General features: G+C 46.3%; 16 protein-coding genes and 1 tRNA gene. 5 read left to right on the top strand and 12 right to left on the bottom strand.

Annotated elements, in window-relative coordinates; all coding sequences use genetic code 11:
• Positions 1 to 34: 34 nt before the first annotated feature.
• Positions 35 to 1,399, bottom strand: coding sequence for a DNA repair protein RadA (radA, locus tag NJR55_RS13580; RefSeq protein WP_253620423.1), 1,365 nt, complete (start codon positions 1,397 to 1,399; stop codon positions 35 to 37).
• Between the two features lie 65 nt (positions 1,400 to 1,464).
• Here radA and NJR55_RS13585 point away from each other — a divergent pair, with 65 nt between their 5' ends.
• Complete coding sequence (locus NJR55_RS13585) at positions 1,465 to 3,969, top strand: PilZ domain-containing protein (protein WP_253620424.1); 2,505 nt, start codon at positions 1,465 to 1,467, stop codon at positions 3,967 to 3,969.
• Here NJR55_RS13585 and serB read toward each other — a convergent pair.
• Positions 3,943 to 4,605 (bottom strand): phosphoserine phosphatase SerB, encoded by a 663-nt coding sequence (gene serB, locus NJR55_RS13590; protein ID WP_253620425.1) that lies wholly within the window; start codon positions 4,603 to 4,605, stop codon positions 3,943 to 3,945. The two genes, NJR55_RS13585 and serB, sit on opposite strands and share 27 nt — an antisense overlap.
• A 27-nt stretch (positions 4,606 to 4,632) precedes the next feature.
• Here serB and NJR55_RS13595 point away from each other — a divergent pair, with 27 nt between their 5' ends.
• Positions 4,633 to 5,265: a YtjB family periplasmic protein gene (locus tag NJR55_RS13595; protein ID WP_253620426.1), complete on the top strand. Its 633-nt coding sequence runs from the start codon at positions 4,633 to 4,635 to the stop codon at positions 5,263 to 5,265.
• Here NJR55_RS13595 and NJR55_RS13600 read toward each other — a convergent pair.
• Positions 5,222 to 6,019, bottom strand: a complete 798-nt coding sequence (locus NJR55_RS13600) for a TatD family hydrolase (protein ID WP_253620427.1) — start codon at positions 6,017 to 6,019, stop codon at positions 5,222 to 5,224. The two genes, NJR55_RS13595 and NJR55_RS13600, sit on opposite strands and share 44 nt — an antisense overlap.
• Before the next feature lie 5 nt (positions 6,020 to 6,024).
• Positions 6,025 to 7,614 carry a peptide chain release factor 3 gene (gene prfC, locus NJR55_RS13605; protein ID WP_253620428.1) on the bottom strand — a complete coding sequence of 530 codons (1,590 nt, stop codon included), beginning with the start codon at positions 7,612 to 7,614 and terminating at the stop codon, positions 6,025 to 6,027.
• A gap of 178 nt (positions 7,615 to 7,792) precedes the next feature.
• Between prfC and NJR55_RS13610 the strand changes: the two genes are divergently transcribed.
• Positions 7,793 to 9,484, top strand: coding sequence for a methyl-accepting chemotaxis protein (locus tag NJR55_RS13610; RefSeq protein WP_420844471.1), 1,692 nt, complete (start codon positions 7,793 to 7,795; stop codon positions 9,482 to 9,484).
• On the opposite strand, the gene NJR55_RS13615 is transcribed toward NJR55_RS13610, so the two are convergent.
• From NJR55_RS13615 to NJR55_RS13645, 7 genes are all read right to left on the bottom strand, one after another.
• On the bottom strand, positions 9,477 to 10,676 hold the full coding sequence (locus NJR55_RS13615) for a phosphopentomutase (protein ID WP_253620430.1): 1,200 nt from the start codon (positions 10,674 to 10,676) through the stop codon (positions 9,477 to 9,479). The two genes, NJR55_RS13610 and NJR55_RS13615, sit on opposite strands and share 8 nt — an antisense overlap.
• Entirely contained in the window at positions 10,673 to 12,013 is a 1,341-nt protein-coding gene (gene deoA, locus NJR55_RS13620; protein WP_253620431.1) for a thymidine phosphorylase, read from the bottom strand. Before deoA ends, NJR55_RS13615 begins: the two co-directional genes overlap by 4 nt.
• A gap of 4 nt (positions 12,014 to 12,017) precedes the next feature.
• Positions 12,018 to 12,764, bottom strand: a complete 747-nt coding sequence (gene deoC, locus NJR55_RS13625) for a deoxyribose-phosphate aldolase (RefSeq protein ID WP_253620432.1) — start codon at positions 12,762 to 12,764, stop codon at positions 12,018 to 12,020.
• An 18-nt stretch (positions 12,765 to 12,782) separates the two neighbouring features.
• A complete protein-coding gene (gene rimI, locus NJR55_RS13630) occupies positions 12,783 to 13,220 on the bottom strand; it encodes a ribosomal protein S18-alanine N-acetyltransferase (protein WP_253620433.1) in 438 nt (145 codons plus the stop codon).
• The gene (locus tag NJR55_RS13635) at positions 13,207 to 13,527 is read right to left on the bottom strand and encodes a hypothetical protein (protein WP_253620434.1); all 321 of its coding nucleotides are present in this window, start codon (positions 13,525 to 13,527) and stop codon (positions 13,207 to 13,209) included. Before NJR55_RS13635 ends, rimI begins: the two co-directional genes overlap by 14 nt.
• 67 nt (positions 13,528 to 13,594) lie before the next feature.
• Positions 13,595 to 13,671 (bottom strand) — tRNA-Trp (locus NJR55_RS13640).
• A 95-nt stretch (positions 13,672 to 13,766) separates the two neighbouring features.
• Complete coding sequence (locus tag NJR55_RS13645; RefSeq protein WP_253620435.1) at positions 13,767 to 14,624, bottom strand: HDOD domain-containing protein; 858 nt, start codon at positions 14,622 to 14,624, stop codon at positions 13,767 to 13,769.
• Positions 14,625 to 14,709: 85 nt separating this feature from the next.
• Here NJR55_RS13645 and NJR55_RS13650 point away from each other — a divergent pair, with 85 nt between their 5' ends.
• Positions 14,710 to 16,437, top strand: a complete 1,728-nt coding sequence (locus NJR55_RS13650) for an autotransporter assembly complex protein TamA (RefSeq protein WP_253620436.1) — start codon at positions 14,710 to 14,712, stop codon at positions 16,435 to 16,437.
• Positions 16,434 to 19,811, top strand: a complete 3,378-nt coding sequence (locus tag NJR55_RS13655; RefSeq protein WP_253620437.1) for a translocation/assembly module TamB domain-containing protein — start codon at positions 16,434 to 16,436, stop codon at positions 19,809 to 19,811. The genes NJR55_RS13650 and NJR55_RS13655 overlap by 4 nt, the downstream gene beginning before the upstream one ends.
• A 261-nt stretch (positions 19,812 to 20,072) precedes the next feature.
• On the opposite strand, the gene NJR55_RS13660 is transcribed toward NJR55_RS13655, so the two are convergent.
• A protein-coding gene (locus tag NJR55_RS13660) for an IS3 family transposase (RefSeq protein WP_253618603.1) occupies positions 20,073 to 21,298 on the bottom strand; the annotation gives its coding sequence in 2 pieces (ribosomal slippage) (positions 20,073 to 20,932 and positions 20,932 to 21,298; 1,227 coding nt in all).
• Positions 21,299 to 21,338 lie beyond the last annotated feature (40 nt).

Here is a 21,338-nt window from a genome sequence, read left to right on the forward strand (position 1 = left end):
GGGAGCTTTATCGCTCCCCTTTTTTATTTCTGAATTACATGACATCCAGCGCTTGCTGAAGATTCTTCACTCCAATAACTTCCATGCCTTTGGGTGAGGTTTTAGGCGTGTTGCCAATAGGTACAATGGCTTTTTTAAAACCATGTTTAGCGGCCTCATTTAAACGCTCCAGACCATTAGGTACCGGGCGTATTTCACCGGCCAACCCTACTTCGCCAAACACGATTAACTCACGTGCTAACGGCTCACCTTTAAAACTGGAAACAATAGCAAGCAACAAAGCCAAGTCTGCTGACGTTTCAGATACCTTAACCCCGCCAACGACGTTCACAAAAACGTCCTGATCCGACACTTGTAAACCACCGTGGCGATGCAGAACCGCCAGTAGCAGTGCTAGTCGCGTTGCTTCAAGCCCTACCGCAACCCGCCGCGGATTAGCCAGTGCCGAATAATCTACTAGTGCCTGAATCTCGACCAGCAACGGTCGTGTACCCTCCCAGATCACCATAACGACAGAGCCATTGCCCTGATCTTCGGCGCGCTGCAGGAATATAGCCGATGGATTCGAAACCTCCTTCAGCCCGCCACCAGTCATAGCAAATACGCCGAGTTCGTTCACCGCACCGAAGCGATTCTTAGTACCACGTAGGGTGCGATAACGGGAATCTGATGAGCCATCCAGAAGTACGGAGCAGTCAATACAATGTTCCAGCACTTTTGGCCCCGCCAGATGGCCTTCTTTGGTCACGTGCCCAACCATAATAATAGCGACATTTTTTTGTTTGGCGTAACGCGTTAAAAAGGCGGCTGATTCGCGCACTTGAGAGACGCTACCCGGTGCCGATTGAATATCGGCCATATGCATCACCTGAATGGAATCAATGACCATAATCGCGGGTTTTTCTTTATCAGCCAGCTGACAAATGCTTTCCACTGAGGTTTCAGACAACATACGCAGTTTATCCGTCGGCAGATTAAGCCGCTGAGCCCGCATTGCCACCTGCTGCAGAGATTCCTCGCCGGTAACGTATAATGCAGGCATGCGTTCTGCCAGTTTACATAAAGCCTGCAGTAACAACGTGCTTTTCCCAGCCCCTGGTGAACCGCCGATGAGTATTGCTGAGCCAGGAACAACGCCGCCGCCTAAAACTCGGTCAAACTCCTGAAAGCCAGAGCTAAAACGCGGTACTTCCTGCAAGTCCACTTCATTCAGGGTCTGTACCCTGCCTTCGGTAATACCGCTAAAGCCCCGCCGTTCAGATGAGGTAGAGATTGTTTTTGACGTTAAACGAATTTCAGTTAGCGTATTCCAGGCCTTACATTCCGGGCATTGTCCAAGCCAGCGCGGGAAGTCGGCGCCACAGTCATTACACACATACGCACTTTTTGCTTTTGCCATTCGTCTGCTTCTCGTTTTATGATGAGGTATTATTCAAGAATAATTATAAAAAATATTAGACTTCGATGCCGAACCATTATTTTGACCAACTTATCGATCAGTTAAAACCCGTCGTTTACGATACCGACTTTGACACCTTATTTCAGTCGTTAACTGAAAACGAAGATGGCCCCACAAAATTCAAGCTTAAAATGGAGCTTAGACGTTTAGCCGCTCCCTGTCATCGCACTGTTGACTTGCGTAATCAGGTTGATGGCGAGTGCCGTCCTTACGAATACAATGGACGTCGGCATCAGCTTGACGATGTTGCTATTGAAATTTTTGAGCGGGGTCTGGAAACCTATAAGGGCGTTTTCACCCAGGATACTTTTGAGCAAATACTGGATGCAGATAACCATTTGCGTCAGGCTCGCGAAGAAGAAAAAGCCTTCGCGCAAAGTTTAGCAGACCACAATGCCGAGCCCTTAAGTGGCCAATCACCGTTTTTGAACGGCGACAACGAGGCTGAATCTTACCTTTTAGAGACATTCCACTTTGGTCAGTACCCTTACCGCGCCGAAGAACGAATGAATTTTACCATCGAAGTCGGGCTTGAAGACAGTAAAGGAAAAAATTATCAGGCAGTAACGGCTGATATTTCCATTACGGGGATGCGAGTTCGTGTTAACGATGAACATAATCTGCAATACGGCGATTCGCTGTCGCTTTATTTTACCGGACTGGCGAAAGAGTTCACGATAAACCCTGAAACTCGAATTCCCTATCGCGTTGTCGGAGTTCAGGAAGTAGACGGAAAACATTACTTAAGTTTGAATCGAGATCCGGATTATCAGTCAGCCGAACTGGATAAATTTTTTCATCGATTTATTAATGGTTATAAGAAACGCTACCGCGTTAATATTGATAATACTTACAACACAATACTCAATAAAGGACACGAGCAATTCCTGTTACCCAGGATGCAGCAGTTGCCGGTGTTCTTTTCTGAGGCAAACAAACAACTGGTAGCCGATTACGTATTAACTACGGACAACAACCGCTTTATTTTAAATAACTGGATTAATGAACTGAACCAAATCAGTTTCGGCTCTATTTTTAATCTACGCCGCAGCCGCTGGTTACTGCAGGACTTAGCTCAAAAGGAATATGCTCGTTTACTGGTAATGACTTTTTCCATTACCGCACGCGGGAAAATATACAACTACTCAGCCACCGCAGAAGAACTTCAAAAGACCGGGTTATGGGATACTTACATTGCTTTTGGCAGTAAAAAAGCCTCCTGGCGAGTTTATCAAATCGATTTACGTCGAGTAGATTTGAATCAGGCATGGCAACCTCAGAGCGTACCGAAGAACATTAATGTTCCGTTTCGCATCAACCCACCTACAGCACAAGTTAAAAGAGCGATAGCACCTTTGCGATATATGGGAGTGGTCAACGATATAACGGAAAGTTTGCAGGGCTTTTTCAATACCGGTATCGAAAAAGAGCAGTTGTCATCATTAAAAGCTTTCGCGCATCCACCGTCCACACCTATTCGTACTAAAGAAGCACGCCTTGAGTTTATTAACTTACGCAGTGAGAAACGCTTCAGCTACCGTAGCCGCTGCCGGGTTAAAGTTGGCAAACTGGTTCGTGACGGCATGATCATTGATCTTTCCGTCAGCGGTCTGCAAGTGCAAATTGATACGCCGTTACCGGCAGAGAAAGGTGATAATGTCGACATTTCTCTGACCGGCTTTAAGAAGCTGTATAAAAAAGCCAAGTTAGACCATTTAGCTTATACCATAGCTTCTATTGACGACGCCCGCACCACGTTACGTTTGAAAATTGAAGGTGACCACGAACAACACATGGGCTCGGAATTCATACGCTTTTTAATTCGTGAACAGCGTGACCTGCTTAAGCTGCAAGTGGAAAACACCTCAATAAATGGGCTGGAACTTTGTCTGCGCAATTTGTACTGCGACGCTCCAGGCTCATTGCCAGTTTTCCTGTATAGAAATAAAAAACGTAAGACCTCTGTGCGACGTGCAGGTCTCTCTAACTGGCCATCCGGATGGGCTAAATTATTGGCTAAATTCCCCGGCAGTCAGCAAAGTGCGATTAATTTACAACCGCTGCTGCGTGGTTCCTCGTTAACAGAAGAACTTCTCCCCAGGTTAAATGAGATGGACCGTACGTCGGAACCGGTCACTTTATTACTATTACTGAGGTTATATCGTCAAAATGGTGAGGACATTGTTCAAACCCAATGGCTGAAGAGTAATGACAACCAGGCTATTGAATCTTTTATTGAGCAAAGCATACCCAATTCTCTCTTTCGGGCTGTCACTGTGACTCTTTCCAGAACAGGACGCCCCGATACTCAGTTTATTCAGGCCGAACTGAATTACATTAGCCGCTATGCCGCATACCGGGCGCAGGAAATAGAAGAGGACTTGTGGCAGGTATACGCTATTGCCGACACGGTTGATGTCACCGAAAGCTTACTGGAGTTTGCCTTATCGGAAGCCGATGCCATTAAGGAACAGCAGGAACGCTTAAACAACTGGCTCAATAAGTTCTGACTGTTTAAGGCAGCCTAGTATCTCGAGTAAGTTATTGGAATTGACAGAATAATCCGCAATAGCCTGCAACGCCGGTTTTGCATTAAAAGCAATACCAACAGCGGCGGCTTTAAGCATTAAGGCGTCGTTGGCACCGTCTCCTACCGCTACGGTTCGGTCAGGCGGAATATTCCAATGCCCGGCCAGTTTCTGAAGTTGTTCCGCTTTAACTTGAGCGTCAACAATTTCACCTAGTATTTTCCCGGTCAAACAACCTTCGACCACTTCCAGCTGGTTGGCGACAACTGCATCCAAATTCAGAGCCGCTTGAACCCTGTTTGCAAACCAGGTGAACCCACCGGAAACCAGTGCAGTTTTCCAGCCCGCGGCTTGCAGCGCCTGAATAAGTTCTTTAGCACCGGGGTTAAATGGAATAGGTGAAAATAAACTTTCCAGATCAGACTCTTTAATGCCTTCCAGACAAGCCACACGCTGGGTTAAGCTCTCTGCGAAATCAATTTCGCCCCTCATAGCGGCTTCCGTTATGGTCGAGACTTTAGTATAACGGTTGTTTAATCGTGCAATTTCGTCGATACACTCAATATGAATTAAGGTAGAATCCATGTCGAAAACAATTAAACCAGAACTGTGTTTCATTTAACGGGAAACTCCTGAGCTGAACTCATGCGACTAACAGAATCCAGGCAATGGCAAAGAATAAAAAGTACTTTGCTGAACAACAAAACCAAAGCCATTATTCGTATTATGACGAAACGTGCTCTGCGCTTAGCCGCTGCAGGTGGATTACTGCTAATCATTATTAATGTCTGGAATATTGCCAGTGTCCAGTCGCAACAGCAACTTTTCTCGCAAACTCAGTCGGTAACCCAGCTTATGATGGATCAGGCCGAGCACGAAGCCCATTATTGGCTTGAACATCAAAATACCGAGCGCTTAACTGCTCTGACCGACAATATCGCCAGCCACCCCGAAGTCATGGCGGCAACCATCCGAAACCGCTTTGGTGAGCTGCTCGTACACAGTGGCGTTAATTCATCCATTATTGACTGGCCCACTAACAAAGAGACTTCTGAGCCATGGGTACTGGTTGAAGAAATTAACCTGGAAGACAATGTGAGTGGTTATTTACAGGTCATTTTCGATAAAAATCTATTGTTGAAGCAAAGCCAGACTGCCCATAACGGCCTGATGCAGCAAGGTAAACTGCTACTTCTTCTGGCGATGCTGGCCGGTGTGTTTATTATGTTAGGCTTTAACCGGATACGTGATCGTTACTGGCAGGTTGAGCATCATTAAACAACTTACAACTGTTCATCCATAAAGCTTCGCTAAGCGAGTCTTTATCGACCTCTCTCAACTCGGCTAAAACATCCAGAACCTTTGCAACCCTTGCCGGCTCATTACGCTCTCCCTGATGTCCGCAAAGAGGCATATCCGGTGAGTCCGTCTCTAGCACCAGAGCCGATAGCGGTACTTTGGCTATGGCCTGTCGCGTTTTTTGTGCCCGGGTGTAAGTAATTACTCCGCCAATACCCAGTTTATAACCGCAATCAACAAACTTCATAGCTTGCTCGTAGCTGCCACTGAAAGCATGTATAACGCCTTGCTCAGGGCCATATTGTTTGACTAAGGGATGGGTTGTTTCCAGAGTTTTACGGTGATGTATAATGACTGGCAGGTGATAGCTCTTCGCTAATTTCAGTTGTTCAATAAAGAGCTCACGCTGCAGCTCGGAATTATCGCAGGTAGCATCCAGCCCCACCTCGCCCACTGCCCGTAACCGCTCATGCGGAGTATCTAAGGCTTGTTCAAGCTCTTGCAGGTGGTTCAGATTATGTTGTTGAATAAACCAGGGGTGCAAGCCTAAAGCAAAGCGCCAGCTTGAAAACTGATTGACTAACTGCTGCAGCCGGGGCCATTGCTCAGCACTAACACCCGGCACCATAAAACGCTCAACTCCGGCTTCGGCAGCCGCTGCTAAAACTTGCTCCCGGTCCTCATCAAATGCCTGAAAATCAATATGGCAATGAGTGTCGTAAAGCGTATTCATAAGCTTTAGTGTTCGCGTGTGTGAGTAAACTCAATATCGGGGTAACGCTCTTCTGCCAGGCTTAAGTTCACCATAGTCGGGGCAATGTAGGTCAGGTTGTCGCCACCATCTAATGCCAGATTCGCTTCTGCTTTACGACGAAACTCATCCAGTTTTTTCTCGTCTTTACTGCTCACCCAGCGCGCTGTCGCGACGTTAATATTTTCGTACACAGCATCCACTTTGTATTCCGTTCTCAGGCGATGGACTACCACGTCAAACTGCAGAACCCCAACAGCGCCAACAATCAGGTCGTTGCTAATAAGCGGTCGGAACACCTGCACGGCGCCCTCTTCAGATAACTGCACTAAGCCTTTTAATAATTGCTTCTGCTTAAGCGGATCTTTCAAACGAATACGACGGAAAAGCTCAGGCGCAAAGTTCGGAATACCGCTAAACTTGAAGTCTTCACCGGCGGTAAAAGTATCGCCAATCTGAATGGTTCCGTGATTATGAAGACCAATGATATCGCCAGGATAAGCTTCTTCCACGTGCGAACGGTCACCGGCTAAAAAGGTTAATGCATCACTGATACGCACATCTTTCCCTGTACGAACCTGACGCATTTTCATGCCTTTTTCATATTTGCCAGATACAATGCGCAAAAAAGCCACCCGGTCCCGATGCCGCGGATCCATATTCGCCTGAATTTTAAAGATGAAGCCAGAGAAGTCTTTGTTGTCTGCACTGACACTATCCTGCTGATCGGTTTCGCGAGGCTGAGGTCTCGGCGCCCAGTCGACCAGGCCATCCAGCATATGGTCCACACCGAAGTTACCTAACGCCGTACCGAAAAATACCGGAGTCAACTCGCCGGCAAGAAACAGTTCTTTATCAAAGGGGTTTGACGCCCCATTCACCAACTCAATTTGCTCGCGCAGTTCGTCTGCCCAGACACCTAACTTCTCATCTAGCTCTGGGTTATCAAGACCTTTTATAATGGTTTCTTCCTGAATTCGATGTCCCTGCCCGGTTTTATATAAAATCGTTTCATCTTTAAGAAGGTGATAAACCCCTTTAAAGTTTTTGCCAGAACCAATTGGCCAGGTAATAGGTGCGCACATAATTTTTAGAACATCTTCCACTTCATCCAGCAACTCAAGCGGGTCGCGAATGTCACGGTCTAGTTTGTTCATAAAAGTGATAATCGGAGTATCACGTAAACGAGTGACTTCCATCAATTTAATGGTTCGGTCCTCAACACCTTTAGCCCCGTCAATAACCATTAAACAAGAGTCGACGGCGGTCAGCGTGCGATAAGTATCTTCTGAGAAGTCTTCGTGTCCGGGAGTATCTAATAGATTCACCAGGGCATTATTGTAAGGGAACTGCATGACCGAGGTGGTTACAGATATGCCCCGCTCCTGCTCCATTTGCATCCAGTCTGACTTTGCATGCTGACCAGACTTCTTGCCTTTTATCGTTCCCGCTTTTTGGATCTGCTGACCATGCAGCAAGACCTTTTCAGTAATCGTGGTTTTACCGGCATCCGGGTGGGAGATAATGGCAAAGGTACGACGTTTCGCGACTTCATTCTGCAAGCTGGATTCAGACATCAACAAGACTCTTATTGGTTAAATTTAACTATATTGCTTATTTTCGCTGATCTGCTGCCGATACACAAACCATGGATTGTTATAATCTGAGATAGATACGGTACTAACGTCTAAAAGATAGCATTCCGAGCCTGTACTAAACTATACAACTGACATGAACAACCTGAGTAACCTGCCCATGCAACTGACGATAAAAGCTAAAGTATTTTCTCTGGCACTTATACCTCCAGTACTTATTGCCGTATTCTTAACTTGGTATAACTTGTCTCAGTCGACGACTGTTGGTCAAAATGCCGTTGAAGAATTCACAACGCAAATGGAAAAAGACAGTCGAGAAGAGCTTTCTAACTATTTGGAGTTAGCATTTACTTCTATCCAGCACCTTGTAAAAGATACTTCCCTGGGCTCATTACAGGAAAGACAAGAGCGTGCAAAACAAATACTACGGCAATTACGTTTTGATGACTCTGGCGATGTGGGTTACCTCTTTGTTTATGACCGTCAGGGTGTCAGTGTCGCTCATGGCGTTAATCAAAGCCTTGAAGGTAAAAACCTGTTCGACTTTCAGGATCCCAATGGGGTTTACCTTATCAGAAAGCTCATTGAAGCAGCAGAAGGCGGTGGCGGCTTCGTCAAATACGACTGGCAGAATACTCAGCAGCAAGTCAATCCTAAACTTGGTTACGCCAAGCTGCTGAACGAATGGAACTGGGTGATAGGTACTGGTTTTTGGACAGCGGGAATGGAGCAGGAAGCCGCCAGAATTGAAAATAATGTTGATGAAGCACTAGCCGACGCGGTTGTTGAAACCATCATAGCCTCAATTGTTGCGTTACTTATTATTGCCGCTCTGGCGTTGTTTGTGGTCAAAGGAATTACACGACCACTGCGTAACGCCCTTAACGCTATGGAAAGAATTGCAAAAGGCGATGGTGATCTTACCCAGCGTCTTGATACGACCAGCAACGATGAAATGGCCGATCTTGGGCAAGCCTTTAATGATTTTGCCGATCAGGTTTCCGATATGGTAACCAATATCCGTCATTCTGCGAGCTCCGTCAGTCGCTCCACTCAAAAATTGGACAAAGTTCTGATCGATGCTCGCGAGGGAGTAACCGAACAGCAGGCCGAAAGTGAGCAAGTGGCAACTGCGATTAACGAAATGTCGACGGCCTCTCATGAAGTCGCCCGTAGCGCCAGCGAAGCGTCATCAGCTGCTGAACAGGCGGAAGAATTGGTGCATTCCAGTAATCACCTGCTGACCAAAGCCGTTAATGTCATTCACGGTCTGGCAGAAAAAGTTGAGAACGGCGCATCAGAAGTTGAACAGCTAAACGCGCATTCAGCGAAAATTGGCTCCGTGCTTGATGTTATTCGAGGCATTGCTGAACAGACCAACTTACTGGCGCTTAACGCAGCAATAGAGTCGGCTCGGGCAGGTGAAGCAGGCCGAGGTTTTGCCGTTGTTGCCGACGAGGTTCGCACTCTGGCAAAACGAACTCAGGACAGCACTCACGAAATTGAATCGATGATAGAGCAACTGCAGCAAGGCAGTAAAAAAGTGTCTAATGTTATGGCCTCCATAAAACAGGGCAGTGAAACCAGTGTCGCCGAGGCGGCAGAAGTGGAAAATGCTCTGGCGAAAGTTCTTGAAGCCGTAAACACCATTAACACGCAGAACGCACAAATTGCGACTGCTGCGGAAGAGCAGACATCGGTTTCGGAAACCATTAATCAAAATATGACCACAATTGTCGATATTGCGAAACAAACTGCCGATGGTACTCAACAAGCCGGAGAGCATATGAAAGAGCTCAGTAACACCGCTGCACAACTCGAGAATAACGTTAAGCGGTATCGTGTTAGCTAAGCTTAATTGCCTTGCCTTCTTCCATCGCGGGTAAGTCAAATAGACGACACAGTGTTTGCCCTAAATCGGCGAAACTGTGTCGTTTCCCCCGACTCCCCGCCAGTACATTTTCACCCGACAGTAATAAAGGAATAAATTCACGGGTATGATCGGTTCCCTGCCAGGTGGGGTCACAGCCATGATCAGCGGTTAAGACTAAAACATCATCCGGTTTCATTGCCGATTCAATAACAGGCAACCATTGGTCGAACGCTTCCAGTTCCCGGGCATAGCCATCAATATCTCGCCGGTGTCCGTATAAGGTGTCAAAATCCACTAAATTGGTAAAAATTAATGTGTTCTCTGGGGCTTTCTCCATGGCGTTTAATGTCGCCGTTAAAAGCCCGTTCAGCCCCGATGCTTTGACCGACTCGGAAACGCCCTGCCCGGCAAAAATATCCGAGATTTTACCGATAGCAATAACCTTGCCACCTTTATTCTGAAGCTTATCCAACACCGTCGGCTTAGGTGGTAAAACAGAGTAGTCTTTACGGTTAGCTGTGCGCTCAAAGTTGTCAGCGTTGTCGCCAACAAAAGGACGCGCAATAACGCGACCAATATTATATGGCTCTATAAGCGCCCGAACCTTCTCGCATACCTGATATAAACGCTCCAGACCAAAATGTTCTTCGTGCGCGGCAATCTGAAACACGGAATCGGCAGAAGTGTAGAAAATAGGGTAACCGTTACGGATGTGCTGCTCACCTAATTGCTTTAGGATTTCGGTGCCCGAAGCATGGCAATTACCAAGATAACCGTCTAGTTCGCAGGTCTTAAGAATTTGAGCTAACAATTCATCAGGAAAACTGTTCTCTTCATTGAGGAAGTAACCCCATTCGAAATGCACCGGGACACCCATTAATTCCCAATGACCAGAGGGCGTGTCTTTTCCGGACGAGAGTTCTGCAGCACAAGCATAGGCGCCATGAGTTTCCACTTCATGAAAACCTTTGGCATAGATGCCCGTCGCTTCTTTATGAGCTTCAGTTAAGCCCAGCCGGGTCAGATTAGGTAACTGTAGGGGTTGCCCCTGCTGATACCGATATTTAGCAATATGGCCAAAAGTATCAGCGCCTTCGTCACCAAACTTATCAGCGTCGGGGGCTGAACCAATACCAAACGAATCTAATACCAGAACAATGGCTCTGCTCATTCAGTCTCTCCGGCTATGCGCTCATAGATAACAGAGTCGGGCTCCGGCGGATTAGAGGAAAAACTCAAAGCTTTCAGTATGCTATCGGCAGCCTCTTGCCAGTCCGACTCGTTACTGGCATGCACTATTGCAATGACACTCTCTGAGTCCACTTTCGAGCCAATGGTCAGGATATCGGTCATACCAACGCTTAAATCCAATTTATCATCAGCTTTGCGCCTACCTCCACCTAAACAGACAACCGCCATTCCCAATTCTCTTGTATTCACTTCCGATAAATATAACCCGTGATACTCGGCGGGAAGCTTTAACGGTTTTATCAGGCTTGCTTGAGGCAGGTACTGGCCACTTTTTTCCAGAAAGTCGTGAGGCCCGCCCAAAGAACTGACCATTTTTGCAAAACGTTCCGCCGCCAAACCGTTTTCCAGCACGTTTTCAACCATAACCTCAGCTTGGTCCGTATTTTTAGCCAACTTCCCCGAAACCAACAACTCGGCAGATAACGCCTTTGTTACCTGATGCAGGCGTTTATCTCTGCGCTTTCCCGTTAAATAATCGACGGCTAACTGAACCTCAACCGCATTACCGGCAGAGGAACCTAATGCCTGATTCATGTCAGTGATAAGCGCCGTGGTTTCCACTCCCAGTTTCCGGCCGACACTCACCAGACTCTGCGCAAGCTCTTTAGATTCTCGGTAGCCTGGCATGAATGCACCGTTACCGGCTTTAACATCCATAACCAAACCATCAAGGCCTTCAGCAAGCTTTTTAGCCAAAATAGAAGCCGTAATTAACGGAATAGACTCCACCGTTGCAGTCACATCACGCGTTGCATAAAAGCGGCTGTCAGCCGGTGCCAGGCGCCCTGTTTGCCCAATAATAGCAACACCAGCCTGCTTTACCGTGTCGCGAAAGCGCCTATTATCCGGCGCGGTCTGGTAGCCGGGGATAGCGTCAAATTTATCCAGCGTACCGCCGGTATGCCCCAGACCACGCCCGGAAATCATCGGGACATAGCCACCACAGGCAGCGACAATAGGACCCAGCATTAAACTGACGACGTCACCGACACCACCGGTTGAGTGCTTATCCAATACCGGACCATTTAAATTGTCCTGCCGCCAGTCAAGAACATCGCCGGAATCTCGCATAGCAACGGTTAAAGCTGTTTTTTCCTGCGCCGACATACCGCGAAAATAAATCGCCATAGCCAACGCGGCTATTTGCCCCTCACTGACGCTGTCATCGCAAATCCCGTTAACGAACTGCTGAATATCGGTGTCGGATAAACCCACAGCGTCACGCTTTTTGCGAATAACCTCTTGCGCCAAAAACATAGACTTAAACCTTAACCAAAATGCTTTGGAGATCCTGCAACAGGCTACTGGCTCCGATGCGGAAGTTATCAGCGGTAACCCAGTCTTCACCCATAATCCGCTCGGCTAACTCAATATACTGAACCGCATCATCCAGTGTCCGGATCCCGCCTGCGGCTTTAAAACCACAATCTGTTTGACTGGATTTAATAACCCCCAGCATGGCTTCAGCCGCTTTCAAGGTGGCATTTACCGACACTTTACCGGTTGAAGTTTTAATAAAATCAGCACCATTAGCAATAGCTAACTCACTGGCCAGAACGATTTTATCGTGTTGCTGAAGTTCGCCTGATTCAATAATAACTTTCAATTGAGCTGAATCCCCGCAGATGTCTTTGCATTCCCTAACTAACTCAGCCGGGGTGCTCTCATCACCTTGCAATAAAGCCTGATAAGGCAGAACCACATCAACCTCATGTGCTCCAGCCGCTATAGCGCGCTCAGTTTCAGCTGCAGCGCGAGCGACATTGGTACTGCCATCAGGAAAGTTAGTAACCGTAGCGACTTTGGTATCCAGCCCCTGCTCGTTGAGAAACTGCCGCGCTAATGCAACCCATTCAGGAAACACACAAACCGCAGCGACACTCTTTTTATTTATCGAGGCACGTTGACATAAGTCTTCAATAACCTCTCGGGTATCATCGTTATTCAACGTGGTTAGATCCATAAAAGACAAGGCCTGTAGAGCTCGTACCTGTTGTGTTGATGGCATAATTACTCCATTTGGTTATTAGCTTTCCCAACGCATAACTAAAGCGTCTTCGCGCCCGTCGGCGGCTGGATAATAATTGACTCTGCGCCCTACGGTATCAAATCCATTGCCTTCATATAAGCGGATAGCGGCAGCATTGGAGGCACGAACTTCCAGAAACACAACGCAGTGTTTCTTTTCAGCATAGTCTAATAAGTCCTGCATGAGTTTGTAACCAAAGCCTTGTCCCTGAAAGTCAGGATCCACAGCAATGTTGTGCAACGTCAATTCATCGGCAACTAACTGACTGATAGTAAAACCAATAACCCTTGAATCACGCAATAGCCGCCGACAACGATATTGTTCACCATAACTTTCGCTAAATACAGACCAGGACCAGGGGGTCCTGTGTGCTTTTTTTTCGACCGAAAATTCAAGCTCACCGGGTCGAAAATCCTCAATGTTAAAGCTTTGCATGTGCCAGTTGCTGCCAGAGGGACTTTTTTGTTTCAACCGGAACGGAACCGTTAAGACTCTCAGTGTAATCGAAACACAAGTCTGGAGTTTTAGAGGGGGCTTTTATAGCGACCGGGCGTTGTCCGAGATACAAGCAAAGGTCATCAAGCCAACCGGGCAGAGAAACAGGCAACTCATTCTGTCCACGTAAATAGAGAGGACCCAGACGATAATAAAATACCGGTGCCGGCGCACTTTTCTTTTCCCACACGGGAATACCCATAACTTGTAATGCGGCGCGTTGTTGACTGGTCCATTCTGGGAGCATGACGATTACCGTTGAAAACAGATAAATGCAGTTTACTCAAGCTTGGGAAGGATAGCCAGTTAGAAACTGGCAGGGGCGGAGGGATTCGAACCCCCAACCGTCGGTTTTGGAGACCGCTGTTCTACCAATTGGAACTACGCCCCTAACGCTTGAGCGAAGAATTATACCGACACCCAGTATTCAGACAAGCGATATTTACGGCTTAACCGACCGTTTGCAGATAAATTAAACAATTATGGCTAGGCTTCTACGTCAAAAAGCTCCTCATGAACAATCTGCAGCATCTCATCTACCTTAAACTCATCGATTTGAAAATGCTCAAGTACGCCATCCTGAACATACTGCCATTCTTCTTCCCCGGCCAAACTGCGGGTTCTCAAATCAATTGCGTACCGCGATATTTTTAGTATTCCCAATAAATCTAGGGTTAAATTGTCGAGTTCACTGGAATGATTAAAAATTGAACTGTCTTCAAACAAATAATAAATGACTTCAACAACAATTTTCGGCAACTTCCATTGTTGTGCCAGTAGCGCACCGATAGTGGTATGTGTGGTCTGGAAGAGCTCCAGCTCTTTGGCCTGAACTTGCTGCCACGGCGTACTTTCTGCAGCATTGAGTAAGTCGGCATAATCATCGAACTCAGCCAACATCACCGGTATTCCCGAGCTTTGAAAAAGACCCAGCATATAAGCATGATCTCTCAATTCAGGTCGTCCAATGGCTTCAGCGATCATCACACAGGCCCCGGCAACCCACTCGTTATAACGCCAGAATTCGCTGAGATCATAGTCCGACGTCAAAGCCGATTTAAGTGCAACCGCCCGGACAATCGGGAAAACCCGGCGAAAGCCAAGCGTCATGACTGCCTGCTGAATTGAATCGACCTCTCTCGCTCTGCGGTAAGCGGCAGAATTAACAACCTGTAAAACAGCGGCGGCTATACTCATATCAGCCGAAATAGATTCAGCGATAACGGTCACATCAGGTTCACTTTTTTTGGCTTCACGACTCACAGTTAGCAAAGTTTCGGGGCGTGGTGGAATACTCACTCTTTGTAACAATCGTTTTTCTGCTGTCGTAATTTCTATCGCCATAGAGTCTCCGGGTTGAACCAATGATTTACATGAAATCTTAAAGCATGCGATTATGTCGTAACTTTTTGTCTGGTATAACACTTCAATGCGTTACTTTCGATGTATTCTTTTTAGCTGTAGTTTACTTTTCAGCGGACAGGCTCTCGCTTCAGTTGAAGTTGAGGTCTCCGGTGTTGAGGGAGACGAGTACGCCAATGTTATGGCGCTATTGCAAATAGCCCGTCTGGATAAAGACAAAAGTTACGCCGACTACAGAGTCCGGTATCTACATCGACAGGCACCCGCCGACATTAGAAAAGCACTCCGCCCATATGGATATTATCAGGTTGAAGTGAATGCTCAACTAGAAACCGTTGACGGAGGTTGGTCAGCCGCCTATCAAATTGAGCTGAATGACCCGGTACAAATTGCTAAAAATATATGGGAAATTCAGGGCGATGCAGCTGAAGATAAGGTGTTTGACAACATAGTAGATAATAGTAATCTCAAGGAAAAACAACGTTTTATTCATAGTAATTACGAACAAGTTAAGTCCAGGTTACTATCATTAGCGAGTCAACGCGGCTATCACGATGCGCGCTTTATAAAACACAATGTCGAAATTGATATCGCAGAAAACACTGCTGATATAGAGGTGGTTTTTGATTCAGGAAAACGCTACCAATACGGGCAAGTCACTTTCGAGCAGGATATACTCGACGACGAATTGCTCCATCGCTTTGTTCCTTTTGAACCCGGAGAGGGTTATAGCACGCAGGAGCTAAGCCAGCTACAAGTAGCATTGAGTGACAGCGGATATTTCTCTCAAATTCAGGTCAGTCCGGACTGGGAAAGTGCCGAAGAACACACCGTACCAATTTCGGTCAGTTCGGAGCCTAATTTTAGAAACCAGTATCAATACGGTGTTGGTTACGGAACCGATACCGGAGCACGTATTAGTGCCAGCCTTAACCGCCGTTGGGTCAATACCCAGGGACACCAACTCCGGGGGATGACACAGTTGTCTGAAGTAGAAAGCCGCGTTGGCGCAAACTACATCATTCCGGGTCAAAACCCTCAGTCAGATTATTACCAGATTCGAGCTGAGGCCTCTGATAAAAACAACGAAGGACAAACTAACCGACTATATCGCTTTGGCGCATCCAGCATTGTTGCAATGGGTAAATGGCAACGCGAGTACGGCTTAAACTGGCAGCGCGATGACTTCGAAATTGGCGAAAGTTCGGGAACCAGTCAGTTTTTAATTCCGCAAGCCAGTTGGAACTATCTGACAGCTGATGGAAGGTTAAATATCGACAAGGGATTTCGTTTTGATGTGACACTAAAAGCAGCCAATGAGGCGCTGCTGTCCGATGCCGATATGGCCAGCATGGAACTTGGCTTTAAAGCTATTGTCCCTGTTACAGACAATATACGTTTTCTTGCCAGAGCCGAAGCTGGCGCTACCTACATAGATGATTTTAATCAGTTGCCCCCTTCGCTACGTTTCTTCGCTGGCGGCGACAACAGTGTTCGCGGCTACGCTTATGAGCAGCTAGGCCCAGAAGACGATACAGGAACTGTTTTAGGTGGACGTTATTTGGCTGTCGCCAGCGCGGAAATTGATTATCGCTTCATGGAAAATTGGCGTGTCGCTTTATTTACGGATATCGGTAATGCCATGATTGAACCCAACGAAAAACTGAAACAAAGTGTCGGGTTCGGAATTCGTTGGATTTCTCCAATCGGCTCGGTTCGTCTGGATCTCGCTCAGGCAATAGATGAACCAGACAAACCCTGGCGTCTGCACTTTACCTTAGGCCCCGATTTATGAGCATTTATCGCTGGTTGGCTAGTATATTCCTGGTTCTGGTTGTTTTAATTCCATTGCTGGCTATAAGCCTGGTTGGCAGCGAAACAGGTAGCCGCTGGGTACTAACTCAGGGACAAAAGTATCTACCAGTAGACATCCAGTACAAAGCATTTCATGGAACCCTGATCAATGAGTTTGAGTTTGAAGATTTTCATTTTGAAAGCGAAACTTTTTCCTATACACCGGATAAATTAGTCATAAACTGGGATCCGCTAGCTTTGTTGTCGGGTGTTATTCGAATAGATAACATAGAAAGCCTTGGTGGCGAGATCCGTCTTCGTGCAGCTCAGAATTCGAGTCAAAACGCGGATTCTGAAGCTTCTGTTGAAGACATTCAAATTGAGCTGCCTTTAGATGTCAACTTGCGTAACTTGCTGGTTAAGGAAAGCCGTTTTTTTATTTTAGAAAACCCTTCTCAGGAACTAACGATTGAAGCATCAGCCAGAGTTAACACTGATGGCCAGCTTAATATCAGACAGCTTCGTCTGGAGCACCAATACCTAACCACCGAGATTTCCGGAAAAACTAAGTTATCTTACCCTTTTAAAAGTGAGCTCGAAAATAACACCCATTTACACTCACCAGACTTCCCTTCTCTTAAAGTAAAAACGGATATAACTGGCGACATTCAGTCTCTGACGACAAATAGTGAGCTGTCCGAGGGACTTGTGGGTGAAATTACCGCTAAAATCAATACCCCTTTAAAGGAGCTTAGTTGGCAGTTTGACAGCAATTGGCAAAAGAATAACCTGAGCCAGTGGTTGGCAAGTGCCGGAGTTGACCAAATTGAATTGAGTTTTGCCGGAGATATACGTGGCGAAGGCGGATTAACACAAGCCAGTATCGAGCCCGACATAACTGTCACAGTTAACCAACAGACAATGGATATCGACGGAGCCGTTAGCTATCAAGACAACATAATAAATTTTGCACCACTCAACGTGCATTCTAAAGGCGATATTAAGGGACAGTTAGCCTTGCAGGGAGATATTTCATCACTCTCCACTACTCCGGTAATTGATGCCTCAGTAAGCTGGGAGGAATTAATCTACCAGCCAAATGGTATTAGCAGCCGCGAAGGTAAGCTGCAGGCCCAAGGCGAACTGGATGAACTTTCAATTAATTTAAACAATAAGCTGTCAGGCCTGCTGGAAGAAAACATAAAGCTAGTTACTGAAGCTAAACTTAATCCAGACAGCCTGAGTGTCTTAAGCTTAAAGCTTACTCATAATGATGAAACGGTCAGTGGCAAGGCTGATATCAATTGGAAAGATAACCTATCTTTAACTACAGACATCTCTGGTGAGTATCAACAGCGGGCGGTCAATGCAAAAGTGGAACTTCGTCTGTCAGAGCCTTACTTATTTGTTGACCAGTTTAATGCCAGCTGGGGAACGCAGTCACTTATCGCTGAAGGTGCGCTCAGCCCTGGCAAAAAACTCTCCTGGCAGATAACGTCTAAAGATTTAAGCGAGCTCTCTGACGTTAAAGGCGAGGTTGTAGCTACCGGTGATATTAGTGGGCAATTAAACCAACCAGAGTTTGAATTAGGCGTTAATAAATTTAACTTCAAGCACCCTGAGTACAATGCCGTTAGCTTAAACCAACCTATAACAGCTGGTTTTAACTATGAGGATGTCACGTTCAACACTACGCCAGTCTGTCTAAGTTACGAAGGGATAGATAATCCCTTCTGCCTTAAATTAGAACAGCAGGATAAGGTAATAAGTTTCGATGCTAATGCCAGTGAGGTTCCACTGGGTATACTGCAGGCTCTTGTATTACCCAACGTCGCTTACAAGCTAACTGGTGAGGTTTCGGCTGAGGTTACCGGTGCTTTCGATTATCAAAATATGACGTTGAGGAAGCTTGACGGCGTTATTAACGCGGATAACAGCCAAGTACTGGCTGGTGAAGAAAAAGTTACTTTAAATCAGCTCAACTTAACCGCTAAAAACCGCGACGACGAAGGTATCGATATAGGCATGACAGCGGTAGCTGACGAACTCGCTTTTAACCTGTCAGGGCAGCTTACTATCGAAGAAATAGCTCCTGATAGCCCTATTTCCGGAAAGGTTTCATTAAACTCTAACAGTTTAGAGTTACTGAGTTTATTTTCTCCGCAAGTTGATATAGGCGATGGGAGTACAAGCGCTGAACTCGACATTGCAGGTAATCTAAATGATCCAACCGCTTCTGGAAAAGTTAACCTTAATGCAGACAGAATCATTGTATTAGCCAGTGGTACATTAATTAGTGAGCTCAATGCAGAACTCACGGCAGACGCAAATGTTGGCGAATTTACGGTTAATGCAAACGGAAAAATAGGTGAGGGTGATGTCACTATTGAGGGAGAGCTCAATGCATTTAAACGAACCGGAGACCTGATTATAAAGGGTAAAGATCTATTGATTTTAGATACCCCTGATCTTCTCCTTGTTGCATCACCTGATATCTCTCTAAAGCTTGATAAAGATCTTGTGTTCGTCAGAGGCGATTTACATCTACCTAAAGCTCGAATAACACCAGTGAATTTAGATCAAGCCGTCACGGAGTCAGCTGATGTTACTTTGAAAAATGAATCTAAAGAGCCTCCTTTGTTTTCTACTAATACAGATATAACAGTGAGTTTAGGAGAGCAAGTTCGCGTCGAGGCTCTGGGTTTTTCAGGTAACTTAAAAGGGAAGCTCCAGATTACACAGCAACCCGATTCCGTTGCACGAGGTAACGGCAGTATTGGAGTCGTATCCGGTAATTACGAGATTTACGGACAAAAATTAGCTATTGAACGCGGTGATTTGCTTTTCAATGGGGGTCCTTTAGATACCCCATCTCTAAATCTTAGAGTTACCCGTAATATCGAAAAAACAGGTATAGACGAACGGCCGCCTGAGAAGATAGGGGCCCGAGTTACCGGTACTATAAACCGACCTGAATTAAGCCTTTTTTCAACCCCGCCTCTTCCCGACAGTACTATCCTCTCGTACCTGTTATTCGGAAAGCCGCCGGGTAGCCAGGGAGATGCGAATAATCTCGAACTGCAGGCAGCATTATTAGTTGGTGGTCGTAGTGCCAAGTTTTTAACCGAAGGCATAAAAGATACTTTTGATTTAGATGAAGTGTCTTTGGATTCTGAAACCAGTGATATCAATGATACCTCTTTGTATATAGGTAAATACCTCTCTCCTCGTCTGTACGTTAAATATGGAATAGGCTTACTAGAACCAACCTCTACTTTCATACTCCGCTACACACTGTCTGAAAGATTACTTTTTGAATCGACTTCCACCACTGAAGGTCAAGGTGGCGATTTGATATATACCATCGAAAACTAAGTGAACTTCCTCGCTTTATTACCAAAGGCTGCTCTGTAGTAGCCTGATGCTTTTGCATCAGGTCGGGTCTGGTAGTTAAACCCTGTATAGAGTGAGCATGAGATCTGCGTGAACAGATTGGCTGGCGTTAGCCAGAGGCCGCTGTAGCTTTCCATGGGTGAGGGAGCTGGTCTAAAGCGCGGAGAAGCTGAGGCATCTCACCTGACGTGAACGTCAGGCTACGGAGCAGTGACCCGTCCTAAATTATGTTGACGGTTTTAACTAAGCCAGTTGCACCTTGCAACTGGCTTTTTTATGCACCTCATTTGGGGTTTTCATGCCCAAACTAAGGTGCGGCCTGTATTCATTATAGATTGCAATCGATTGCCTTACCGCGCGCTTCAACTCCTCACCCGTTTTGCACTTCGTTAGTAAAAACTCGTGCTTAAGGATTCCGTTAATGCGTTCCGCAAGCGCATTCTGGTAACAATCATAACCATCGGTCATGGAGGGCGTAATCGAGCTGGATGCGAGCTGGGTTTGATACGCCTGTGAACAGTACTGACTGCCCCTATCGGAGTGGTGAATTAACGGGTCCTGGCTAAGTCGTCCTGTAGTCGCTTGCTTTAGCGCGCGCCCGATATCTGCCGCTGTCATGCTTTGGGAGACGTCATGCCCCATGATTTTCCGGCTATAAGCATCTGTTACCAGCGATAAGTAATGGACTCCCGCATCGGTTTCGACATAGGTTATGTCGCTAACAAAGACCTGCTCAGGTCGGCTTACAACCAGCTCCTTTAGCAGGTTAGGATGCTTCTTCATCCAGTGTTTACTATCCGTAGTTTTATGGTAATTTCGCGGCTTCTTTACCAGCAAGTTATGATTGCGCAGGTAGTCAAAAAGGCCATCCCGGCCAAGTTTAATGCCGGCTGCTTCTAGCTTAGGCTTAAGTAAATAATACAGTTTACGAGTGCCTAGCCTCGGCATAAAGCGTCGTATCTCTTGAACCAGCCTGAGAACTGGCATCAATGCCGCTGCTCTTCCCTGGTAGCGGCTTTCAGCTTGATAAACAGACTGCCGGGATATTCCCATTACACGGCACAGCTGCGATAAGCTTATTTGAGCTTGGCTCTGGAGTTTCCTAACCCCATGTCGACAAGCTTTTTTCGCAGTTGGGTTCCTTGTGTCGTATCGATGTAATCAATCATTTCATTGAGTACCAGGTTACGAACTTTCTCGTCTTCAAGCTTACGCTCTAGCTCTTTGATTTGTTGCTCTGGGGTGGGGTTCGAAATAGTCATAAGTGTTAACCTCGGGCGATACCAGTCTTGCCGCCCATGCTTGCGAAGCCACACTAAAACAGTGCTTCTGCCTTGTATTCCATATTTAGCTTGTGCTTGCTTGTAGGTCAACTCGCCTTTTTCTACCTGCTCTACAACGGCTAATTTAAAGGCTATTGTGTAATCTCGTTGAGTACGCTTAGAGATTGATTTGGTTGGATTTCCCATAATAAGTCTCCGATCTGTCAACTTATTTCAGGACGGGTCA

Source organism: Idiomarina rhizosphaerae, assembly GCF_024159085.1.
Lineage (GTDB): Bacteria > Pseudomonadota > Gammaproteobacteria > Enterobacterales > Alteromonadaceae > Idiomarina > Idiomarina rhizosphaerae.